The sequence below is a fragment of the Hymenobacter aerophilus DSM 13606 genome (assembly GCF_000382225.1).
In the GTDB taxonomy this organism is placed as follows: Bacteria; Bacteroidota; Bacteroidia; order Cytophagales; family Hymenobacteraceae; genus Hymenobacter; species Hymenobacter aerophilus.
Map to the genome: position 1 here is coordinate 85,826 of NZ_KB907814.1, position 10,442 is coordinate 96,267.

Annotated in this window: 10 protein-coding genes and 1 pseudogene; 5 read left to right on the forward strand and 6 right to left on the reverse strand. The window is 60.3% G+C overall.

Features of this window, described 5'->3' with window-relative positions:
* Positions 1-12 precede the first annotated feature (12 nt).
* The 6 genes and pseudogenes from H145_RS0112255 to H145_RS25045 form a co-directional block, all read right to left on the reverse strand.
* Positions 13-1,191: an acetyl-CoA C-acyltransferase gene (locus tag H145_RS0112255; protein WP_019948448.1), complete on the reverse strand. Its 1,179-nt coding sequence runs from the start codon at positions 1,189-1,191 to the stop codon at positions 13-15.
* A 49-nt stretch (positions 1,192-1,240) separates the two neighbouring features.
* Positions 1,241-1,600, reverse strand: a complete 360-nt coding sequence (locus tag H145_RS0112260; RefSeq protein ID WP_019948449.1) for a four helix bundle protein — start codon at positions 1,598-1,600, stop codon at positions 1,241-1,243.
* A 39-nt stretch (positions 1,601-1,639) separates the two neighbouring features.
* A complete protein-coding gene (locus H145_RS0112265; protein WP_019948450.1) occupies positions 1,640-4,048 on the reverse strand; it encodes a 3-hydroxyacyl-CoA dehydrogenase/enoyl-CoA hydratase family protein in 2,409 nt (802 codons plus the stop codon).
* A gap of 125 nt (positions 4,049-4,173) precedes the next feature.
* Positions 4,174-4,656 carry a MarR family winged helix-turn-helix transcriptional regulator gene (locus tag H145_RS0112270; protein WP_019948451.1) on the reverse strand — a complete coding sequence of 161 codons (483 nt, stop codon included), beginning with the start codon at positions 4,654-4,656 and terminating at the stop codon, positions 4,174-4,176.
* 185 nt (positions 4,657-4,841) lie between these two features.
* Positions 4,842-5,378: a hypothetical protein gene (locus H145_RS25125; protein ID WP_456236132.1), complete on the reverse strand. Its 537-nt coding sequence runs from the start codon at positions 5,376-5,378 to the stop codon at positions 4,842-4,844.
* A gap of 45 nt (positions 5,379-5,423) precedes the next feature.
* A pseudogene (locus H145_RS25045) lies at positions 5,424-6,607 on the reverse strand (AMP-dependent synthetase/ligase); the annotation flags it as partial.
* A 191-nt stretch (positions 6,608-6,798) separates the two neighbouring features.
* On the opposite strand from H145_RS25045, the gene H145_RS0112280 reads away from it, so the two are divergent.
* The 5 genes from H145_RS0112280 to H145_RS21155 all read left to right on the forward strand — a co-directional run.
* Positions 6,799-8,010 (forward strand): formimidoylglutamase, encoded by a 1,212-nt coding sequence (locus H145_RS0112280; protein WP_019948452.1) that lies wholly within the window; start codon positions 6,799-6,801, stop codon positions 8,008-8,010.
* 27 nt (positions 8,011-8,037) lie between these two features.
* On the forward strand, positions 8,038-8,325 hold the full coding sequence (locus H145_RS0112285; RefSeq protein WP_083937778.1) for a cytochrome b5 domain-containing protein: 288 nt from the start codon (positions 8,038-8,040) through the stop codon (positions 8,323-8,325).
* 74 nt (positions 8,326-8,399) lie between these two features.
* Complete coding sequence (murQ, locus tag H145_RS0112290; protein ID WP_019948454.1) at positions 8,400-9,203, forward strand: N-acetylmuramic acid 6-phosphate etherase; 804 nt, start codon at positions 8,400-8,402, stop codon at positions 9,201-9,203.
* Positions 9,204-9,477: 274 nt separating this feature from the next.
* Positions 9,478-10,044, forward strand: a complete 567-nt coding sequence (locus H145_RS0112295; RefSeq protein WP_026351475.1) for a hypothetical protein — start codon at positions 9,478-9,480, stop codon at positions 10,042-10,044.
* 108 nt (positions 10,045-10,152) lie between these two features.
* Positions 10,153-10,442, forward strand: a 290-nt coding sequence (locus H145_RS21155) for a helix-turn-helix domain-containing protein (protein WP_019948456.1), incomplete at its 3' end; no start/stop codon positions are given.

The following is a 10,442-nucleotide window of genomic DNA, read 5'->3' on the forward strand; positions in this document are numbered from 1 at the left end:
AGCTGTCGCAAACTACTTCAGCAACTCGTAGATGCCGGCGACGCCCTGGCCGCCGCCTACGCAGGCGGTGACCATGCCGTACTTCTGGCCGCGGGCCCGCAGCTCGTGGAACAGCTGGATGCTGAGCTTGGCGCCCGAGCAGCCCAGCGGGTGGCCCAGGGCAATGGCGCCGCCGTTCACGTTCACCTTGCTCTGGTCCATATCCAGCTCGCGCATCACGGCCAGACTTTGCGAAGCGAAGGCCTCATTCAGCTCGAACAGGTCGATGTCCTGGAGCTTCATGCCGGCCTGCTTGAGCGCCTTCGGAACGGCTTTGATAGGGCCCATGCCCATGATGCGCGGGTCGATGCCCTCGGTGGCATAGGTCACCATGCGGGCAATGGGCTCCAGGTTCAGTTCCTTCACCATGCGCTCCGACATCACGATAACAAAGGCCGCCCCGTCGGAAGTCTGCGACGAATTACCGGCCGTTACCGAGCCGTTGGCCGCGAAAACCGGGCGCAGCTTGCCCAGCACTTCCACCGACGTATCGGCGCGCGGGCCCTCGTCGGTGTCCACTACGTAGGAGCGGGTTTTCTTCTTGCCGGTGGCCTGGTCGAGGTAGGTTTCGTTGACGGTGATAGGCACAATCTGCTCCTTGAACCTGCCTTCCTGAATAGCCTTGATAGCTTTCTGGTGGGAGTTGTAGGAGAACTGGTCCTGGTCCTGGCGGCTGATTTTGTAGTCCTGAGCTACCGCTTCGGCGGTGAGGCCCATACCGAGGTAGTAGTCGGGGTGCTTCTGAGCGAGGTTGTAGTTGGGCACAGTTTTCCAGCCTACAGTGGGTACCAGGCTCATGCTTTCGGTGCCACCGGCCACGATGCAGTCGGCCATGCCGGCCGCGATTTTGCCGGTGGCCATGGCAATGGTTTCCACGCCCGAGCCGCAGTAGCGGTTCACGATGAGGCCCGATACGTTCATGGGCAAGGCCAGCAGCGAAATCAGGCGGCCCATTTGCAGGCCTTGCTCAGCTTCCGGCACGGCGTTGCCCACCATCACGTCGTCGATGCGGGTGGGGTCGAGGGCGGGCACCGAAGCTACGAGGTGCTTGATGACGTCGGCGGCCAGGTCGTCGGGGCGGGTAAAGCGGAAACCGCCGCGGGTGGCTTTGCCCACGGCCGTGCGGTAACCGGCTACGATATATGCGTTCATGTCTTAGTATTGAGTAGTGAGACGTGAGTAGTTAGATGCTGTTCCAGCGCTACTGCTTTTCAATCAGAGACTTTTGCAAGCCAAACAGCATTTTCTGCAATTCAGTGAGTTCAATGGAAATGGCATTGAGGCTTTCGGCCGAGATATAACCAAATGAATTGGCAAGCAGCAATTGGGTTTCCAGTTCGTAAGCCGACCCATTGGCTATTGCCAGAAACTGTCGGAATTCAAGCTTTGAGTTTCGGCCGGCGCCCTCCGCAATGTTGGAGGGCATTGAAACCGCCGCCCGCCGCATCTGCGAAACCAAACCGTACCGCTCATTATCAGGAAAACCCGCGCAGAGTTGATACGTGAGCTTCGTGATGCTCATTGCCTTCTGCCACACCTTTAGCTCTTTATATTGGTGCATGGCGCGAAAGTCTCAATACTCAATACCAATTACTCAATACTAATTCCGCAGCGGTTTGCCCGTAGTCAGAATTGACTGAATCCGCTCCAGCGTTTTCCGCTCGCCGGTGAGGCTCAGGAAGGCTTCGCGCTCCAGGTCCAGCAGGTACTGCTCCGATACTTCGGTGGGGGCTGAGAGGTCGCCGCCGCACATGATGAAGGCCAGCTTGTTGGCAATCTTCACGTCGTGGTCGGAGATGTAGTGACCTTCCTTCATGGCGTGCACACCGGTCATGAACATGCCCAGGGCGCCCTTGCCATGCACCTTGATGTTGGTTTTCTGCACGGGCTGGGTGTAGCCGGCGTCGGCCAGTTCGATGGCGGCGGCTTTGGCCTGGGCAATTACGCGGTTGGAATTCACCACGATTTCGTCGCCGCGGCGCATAAAGCCCAGGTCGAAGGCTTCGGCGGCCGAGGTGGACACTTTGGCGGTGCTCACCGTCATGAACGTGTTGCGGAGCAGGTTGTACTCGGGCTCGCCTTCCTCGTATTTGAGGGCGGTGCGCAGGGTCATTTCCTTGGTGCCGCCACCGGCCGGAATCAGACCCACGCCGAATTCCACGAGGCCCATGTAGGTTTCGGCCGCCGCCACTACGCGGTCGGCGTGCAGGTTCAGCTCGCAGCCGCCGCCCAGGGCCAGGCCGTGGGGTGCGCTGACCACCGGAATGCTGCTGTAGCGCATCCGCATCATGGCCTGCTGGAACTGGGCAATCATCAGGTTTAGCTCGTCGTATTCCTGGTCGAGGGCAAACATATACACGAGACCCAGGTTGGCGCCGGCCGAGAAGTTCGGCGCATCGTTGCCCACCACGAGGCCGCGGAAGTCCTTTTCGGCCAGTTCTACGCCTTTCAGCAAGCCCTGGATTACGTCGGAGCCCAGCGCGTTCATCTTGCTGTGGAACTCCACGTTCAAAATACCGTCGCCAAGGTCGAGCACCGAAGCGCCGGCGTTTTTCCAGAGCACCTTGCCAGTGGCCCGCAGGTTATCAAGAATGATGAAGTTCTCGACGCCCGGAATGGCCTGGTAGCTTTTCGAGTCGAGGTCGTAAAACTGCTTTACGCCCGCCTCGCTCACCTTATAGAAGGTTTCGTGGCCGGCGACCAGCATTTCCTCTACCCACGGCGCAACCGTTTTCCCTTCGGCCTTAGCCAGCTCCAGGCCCTTTTTCACGCCCAGCGCGTCCCAGGTTTCAAACGGACCCATGTCCCAGCCGAAGCCGGCGCGCAGGGCGTCGTCAATCTTATAGAGCGAGTCGGTGATTTCGGGAATCCGGTTGCTTACGTAGGCAAACAGGCCCGCGAAGGTTTTGCGGTAGAAGTCGCCCGCCTTGTCTTTGCCGGCCACCAGCACCTTGAACCGGTCGGCCAGCTTCTCGATGGGCTTGGTGGTTTCGAGGGTCGCAAACTTGATTTTCTGGCTCGGCTGGTATTCCAGCGTGTTCAGGTCGAGGGCCAGGATGGCGGTTTTGCCCTTATCGTCCTTGGTTTTCTTGTAGAAGCCTTGGCCGGTTTTGTCGCCCAGCCACTTGTTCTCGCCCATCTTTTTCAGATAGTCGGGCAGGGCAAAAACAGCTTTGGCTTCGTCGTTGGGCAGGTTCTGGGCCAGCCCGTTGGCCACGTTCATCAGCGTATCCAGCCCCACCACATCGGAGGTGCGGAAGGTGGCCGACTTAGCGTGGCCGATAACCGGACCAGTCAGCTTATCCACTTCCTCCACCGACAGGCCGAGCTGCTGCATCACCTGAATCACGTCCATGATGGCAAACACGCCCACGCGGTTGGCGATGAACGCGGGCGTATCCTTGGCCAGCACGGTGGTTTTGCCCAGGTACAGGTCGCCGTAGTGCATCAGGAAATCCACCACATCCTTGTCCGTGTCGGGGGTCGGGATGATTTCGAGCAGCTTCAGGTAGCGGGGCGGGTTGAAGAAGTGGGTGCCGCAGAAGTGCTTCTTGAAATCGTCGGAGCGGCCCTCGGTCATCAGATGAATCGGGATGCCCGAGGTGTTCGAAGTAATCAGCGTGCCGGGCTTGCGGAACTGCTCCACGCGCTCAAACAGGCTCTTTTTTATGTCGAGCCGTTCCACCACTACCTCAATCGTCCAGTCGCAGCCGGCAATGTCCTTCAGGTTATCATCGAAGTTGCCGGTTTTGATGCGGCTCACGTCGGCCTTGCGGTACAGCGGCGAGGGGTTGGCTTTCACCGTAGCTTCCAGGGCGCTGTTCACGAGGCGGTTCTTCACGGCCGGCGAGTCGAGCTTGAGGCCCTTGGCTTCCTCGGCGGGCAGCAGTTCCTTCGGCGCAATGTCGAGCAGCAGCACCTGCACGCCGATGTTGGCGAAGTGGCACGCAATGCGCGAGCCCATCACCCCGGAGCCCAGTACGGCTACTTTCTTGATGGTACGATTCATAGTGGTGGGTAGTGGTTAGTGCTTAGATTTTAGTGCATAGTGCTTAGGTGGTTTCATTGGAACATATACTGGCCTTCTTGAGCGGCCTAAGCACTATGCACCAATAACTAAGCACTAAAAAGACGTTATGCGGCCGACGATTCGGTGGCGCGCGGGGGCTTGAGCTTGAAGTTCTCGTAGAGCGTCTTGCCCTCAATCATGCCGGTAATCTGGCTCACGACCCGGAAAAACACGTCCAGCTCGCTCTGCGGGATTTCGTCGCGCACCTTCAGGTTGAAGTGGCGCACGGTCTGGCGCGAGATTTCCTTGTTACGCAGCCCTTCTTCGGTCAGGAAGATGCGTACCGAGCGTTTGTCGTGGGCGTCGGCCTGCTTGTAGATAAGGCCTTTTTCTTCCATCGAGCGCAGAATGCGGGTCAGGGAGCGGGTTTCGAGGCCCAGCAGGGGCGCAATTTTGGTGGCGGGCGTGCCGTTTTCCTGGTCGATGTTCAGCAGCACGAAACCGATGCTGGTGGTAATATCGTGCTTGGCCGCCTGCGTGTTATACATGCGCGAAATGGCGTGCCAGGCAACCTTGATATTATAATCGACGGTTTCTTCGGGGGTCATGGGAGAGTGTCGCAAGTCCGGTAAACATACGGATAATATGTTATGCTTGCATACTATCTACCCCGAAAAAAGTTTTGGCCACTCCTCTTCTCCGCCGCTGCCCGCCCCCGGTACCCGGACAGCAAAGTACCCCAGAGCCGGGCTCTGGGGTACGTAAAAAGCAGGTTCAATCTTCGGCTGACCGGTTAGTTATACAGCCCTTCAATCAGCTCCTGGTTGTTGGCGGTAATGGCCTTGCGCTTCACCTTCATGGTGGGCGTCATCTCGCCCGATTCCACGGTCCAGTGCTCGGGCAGCAGCACAATTTTCTTCACCTGCTCCCAATGCGCGAAGCCCTCGTTGTACTTGTGCACGAGGTCCTCGTACATCTTGATAATCTTCTCGTTCTTCACCATTTCGGCGGGCCCGCCGTCGCACGACACGTTGTTGCGCTTGCACCAGCCCTTCAGGTCGTCGAAGGATGGGATGACGAGGGCCGAGGCGAACTTCTGGCCGTCGCCCACCACCATGCACTGCTCGATGAGCGGCGACTCCTTCATCTTGCCCTCCAGCACCTGCGGGGCAATGTACTTGCCGCCCGAGGTCTTGAACATCTCCTTCTTGCGGTCGGTGATTTTCAGGAACTTGCCGTCCACCATCTCGCCAATGTCGCCGGTGTGGAAGAAGCCGTCGGCGTCGAACTCCTTGGCCGTCAGCTCGGGCTGGTTGTAGTAGCCTTTCATCACCGATTCCGAGCGGGTCAGAATCTCGCCGTCCTTGGCAATCTTGACTTCCGTGTTGTCCACGATGGGGCCCACGGTGCCAATCATGTTTTCCTTGGGGTCGTAGCCGCCCACGGCAATTACGGGCGAGGTTTCGGTGAGGCCGTAGCCCTCCATCACCGGAATGCCGGCCGACCAGAACACGCGGGCCAGCCGCGGCTGCAGCGCCCCGCCCCACTCACGATGCAGCGCAAATTGCCGCCCAGCGCCTCGCGCCACTTATTGAAGATGAGCTTGTTGGCCAGCTTGAGCTGGGTATTGTACAGGAAGCCGTGGTCTTGCTGGTTGTCGTACTTGAGGCCGAGGTTGAGGGCCCAGAAGAACATGTTTTTCTTCACGCCTTCCAGCGCGTGGCCCTTGGCTACAATCTTGTCGTACACCTTTTCGAGCAGGCGCGGCACGGTGGTGAAAATCTGCGGCTTCACCTCGCGCAGGTTGTCGGCAATGGTATCCATGCTCTCGGCGTAGTAAATGCTCACGCCGTTGATGAGGTAAAGGTGGGTCACCATGCGCTCGAAAATGTGGCACAGCGGCAGGAAACTCAGCGCAATATCGTTCTTGGTTACCGGCACAAACCGCTGGGTGTTGCGGCAGTTGCTGAGGATGTTGTTGTGCGTGAGCATCACGCCCTTGGGCTTGCCCGTAGTGCCCGAGGTGTAAATGAGCGTGAGCAAATCGTCGGGCTCCACGGCCGCCATCAGCGGCTCCAGGTCGGCGGGGTTGCCCTTCTCGCCCATTGCCAGCAGCTCGCTGAAGTGGCGGGCGCCGGCCAGCTTATCGAAGGTGAACACGTTTTCCCTGGGAATATCGAGGCCTTTGATGGCCTCGGTTACCTTGTCGAGCAGCTTCTGGTCGGACACCAGCACGGCCTTCACGCCGGCATCCTCGAAGATGAACTTGTAGTCTTCGGTGGTGATGGTGGGGTACATCGGCACGCTCACGGCCCCGAGCTGGGCAATGGCGAAGTCGGCAATCATCCACTCGGGCCGGTTCATCGAAATCAGGGCCACCTTGTCGTCTTTGCCGATGCCCAGGGCCCGCAGGCCCAGGCTGGCCTCGTTTACCTGCCGCACCACTTCATCGGTACTGATGGGCTGGTAGGTGCCATCGATTTTGGCGCCGAAACAGTTGGGCTTATTGTACTTCTGCTGCAGCTGGTGCAGAACATCGAAAGTGCGGCGGATTTCCATGAGCGGTGAACTAGCGGAGATGGGAGTCGGAGGGGGTAAGACGCAGCCGGGGCCGGGGCAGTTTTGCCCGACTAGGGTATGCGCAGCTTAAATAACTGCTTTTTTCCGGAAACCTCCGCCATACGGGCCCAAAAAGGGCGGGACGCGTGCCCGGCATTTAGTAGCTTTGCCCACCGCCTCCCCGCTTCCCGATGAATCTGGCTATCTTTTTCGACCCTTTGCCCGAAGAGCTGGTGCCGGCCGGTGCGCCGGCCACGGTGCTGGCGGGGGCCGTTTCGGCTTTCACGGGCGGCGCGTTTCCCGACTGGCGCGCCGCCGACCTGGCCCTGATTGGTTTGGATGAATGGCGCGGCAGCGCGGCCGGCGAGCCGGCCGGCCACGGCGCCAACGCGGTGCGCCGCCAGCTGTATCAGCTGCAGAAAGGCAGCAGCCCCGGCCGCCTGGCCGATTTGGGCAACCTGCGCCCCGGCCTCACCCTCGAAGACACCTACCAGCGCCTGCGCGAAATCATTGCCGCGCTGCTCGAACAGGGCACCGTGCCGCTGCTGCTGGGTGGCTCGCACGACCTCGACTACGGGCAGTTTCTGGCCTACGAAACGCTGGAGCGGGCCGTGAGCTTTGCCACTGTGGATTCCAGGGTGGACATGGCCGAACCGGGCAGCAGCGCCGCGCCCGAAGACAGCCACCTGCGCCGCATGCTGCTGCACGCGCCCAGCTTCCTGTTCAACTTCGCCCAGCTGGCCCACCAGCAGTACCTGGTAGCCCCCGATGTGCTGGCGGCCCTCGAAAAGCTGCACTTCGAAACCCTGCGCGTAGGCCAGATTCGCGACGACATCCGGCAGGCCGAGCCGCTGCTGCGCCAGGCCGATTTCGTGAGCTTCGACGTGGCCGCCATCCGCTGGCAGGACGCGCCGGGCTACCAGCCGGCCAACCCTTTCGGCCTCACCAACGAGGAAGCCGCCAAGCTGGCCTGGTACGCCGGCTGCAACGACCAGCTCACCTCCTTCGGCCTCTACGGCTACCGCCCCGACCACGACCCGCACGGCCTGGCCGCCGCGGTGCTGGCCACCATGCTCTGGTATTTTGTGGAGGGCTACTACTACCGCCGCCGCGAAACCGACTTCCGCGGGCCCACCTTCCTGCGCTACGCCGCTGGTTTGCACGGCCCCGCCCGCTACGCGCAGGCCCACCCCGGCGGGCCCACTGACGAGGAGGAGGAAGAGGAAGGTCCCGACCGTATTGTGTTCTACAAGTCGCGCCAGACGGACCGCTGGTGGATGGAAGTGGTGAACCTGACCGGCAACGCCCGCCGCATTGTGCCCTGCAGCTACCAGGATTACCTGCGCGCCGCCCAGGGCGACGTGCCCCACCGCTGGATTCTTACGCAGGCCTTGTTGGGGTAAGTTAGGGTTGAGAATCAAAAGTTAAAAATGGATAGCTCAGAAGCCGATTTTGAACCGACTACAGGTAATGGACAGCCGGTATCGGACCAGCCCTTTTACTCCCGCGGGCAACTGGCTTTGCGCAATGGGCAGGACCGCGACGAAATCTGGGTGGCCTTCCAGGGGCTGATTTACGATGTGAGCCGCTCGCGCCTGTGGAAGCGCGGCAACCACTACGAGCACTGGGCCGGGCAGGATCTAACGGCCGAAATGGCTCAGGCACCTCACTTACCCACCGTTTTCGACCGGTTTCCGGTAATTGGCCGGTTGGCATAGGTGGTGGACTAGCGCCACAAGGCAACTTCGCGCCGCTTCTGTAGTATTGCTTATTCCTCCTATCCCTCTGCCCGATGACGACCGAAAGCCCCTCCGAATTCAACCACCTCGAAACGCTGCCCACCGCCGAGCTGCTGGCCAGCATGAACCAACTCGACCAAACGGTACCGCAGGCCGTGGCCCGCGCCCTGCCGCAACTGGAGGCCCTGGTAGAAGCTACCGTGGCCCGGCTGGCGGCGGGCGGGCGGCTATTTTACATCGGAGCGGGCACCAGCGGCCGACTCGGGGTGCTCGATGCCTCGGAGTGCCCGCCTACGTTTGGCGTGCCTCATGGTGTGGTTGTCGGCCTTATTGCGGGCGGCGACACGGCCATCCGCAAGGCGGTGGAAAATGCCGAGGACGACGCCCAACAGGCTTGGCAGGACTTGCAGGCCTACGATATTACCGCTAAGGATATTGTGGTGGGCATTGCCGCCTCGGGCCGCACGCCCTACGTAATTGGCGGGCTGGAGCAGGCCCGGCAGCACGGGCTGGCCACCGGCTGCATCGTGTGCAACCCCGATTCGGCGGTGGCGGCGGCGGCCGAGTTTCCGGTGGAAGTGGTGACGGGCCCCGAGTTTGTGACGGGCAGCACCCGCCTAAAGGCTGGTACGGGCCAGAAGCTGGCGCTCAATATGCTAACCACCGCTACCTTTATCCGGCTGGGCCGCGTGAAGGGCAACAAAATGGTAGACATGCAGCTCAGCAACGCCAAACTGGTCGACCGCGGCGAGCGGATGCTGATGGAGGAGCTAGGCCTGGAGCAAAGCAAAGCCGCCGAGCTGCTGGAGCTGCACGGCTCGGTGCGGGCGGCGCTGGCGGCGTACAGCGGGCATTAAGTCTTTAGCTGTTAGCTGACAGCCATTAGCTGCTAGCTTTCTTTCTGAGTGCCTGAGCGGAGTATGTAGCCGATAATCGGAAGCGGCAGGAAACCGGCAGGCTTTTTTCGGAGTTAGCAGGAACTGGCAGCCGGGGGCTTTGATAGAGACAATTTTTCTGTTCTCCTTCACCCCGAACGCCACCTGTTTGTTTGTGCCCTTTATTCGGTGCAAACCCATCCAACACCAGAAAAAAGCTGACAGCCAGCAGCTGAAAGCTAACAGCTCAAAAAATATGCACACCATTGAGCCCCACTACGCCTGGCTGGACCAGTACTCGGCCTCCGAGGACCCGCTCTCGCCGCTGCACGAAGCCGAAAACAGCCTCGACTCCTACGTCAACACCATCTACGGCTACTACATCCATCCGCAGTGGGACAGCCTGGGCTCCGACACGCTGTTTCTGAAGATTCTGTTCGTGGATTATGAGCTGGGCGCGGCCATTATCGAGTTCATCGGCGAGTGGAACGACGCTATTGAGAACGACGTGATGGAGCTCAAGCGCAACATCATCGACCTGATGACGCACGAGGGTATCCGCAAATTCATCCTCATCGGCGAAAACGTGTTCAACTTCCACGGCTCAGAGGATGACTACTACGAGGAGTGGTTTGAGGACGTGGAGGATGGCTGGATTGCGGCCGTGAACTTCCAGGAGCATGTGAGCCGCGAGATGCGCCAGTACAATATCGACTCCTACCTCAACTTCGGCGGCCAGCTCGACGACCTACCTTGGCGCACCTACCCGCCGCGCAAGCTGTTCAAAGTAGTTGATGGCCTGTTGCAACGCCGGCTCGGATAGTAACGCGAAGCGCTGCTTCGCGACCTTCTGAGTTAATAGCGCTGGTTTTGGCAGCGCGCCTAGTAGAAGGAATCCGTTAATTTGTCGGGTAACTTCACCCGACTCCCGATGGCCAAATACTACGTTCTTACCCTCACAGACGACGAACACGCTTCGCTCACGGCCCTGGTGCAGCAGCGCCGGGTAGCCAGTAAGCGCTTGGTACGGGCGCAATGCCTGCTGGCCATGGCCACCAACGGACTGGGCTGGACAGACCAGCAGACGGCGCAGGCCTACGCCGTGAGCACGCGCACGCTGGAGCGGCTGCGCCAGCGCGCCTGTGAGGCCGGCGTGGAGGCCGCTCTACTCGGACAGCCCCGCCAGCAGTGGCCCCAGAGCAAGTACACGGGCGAGGTGGA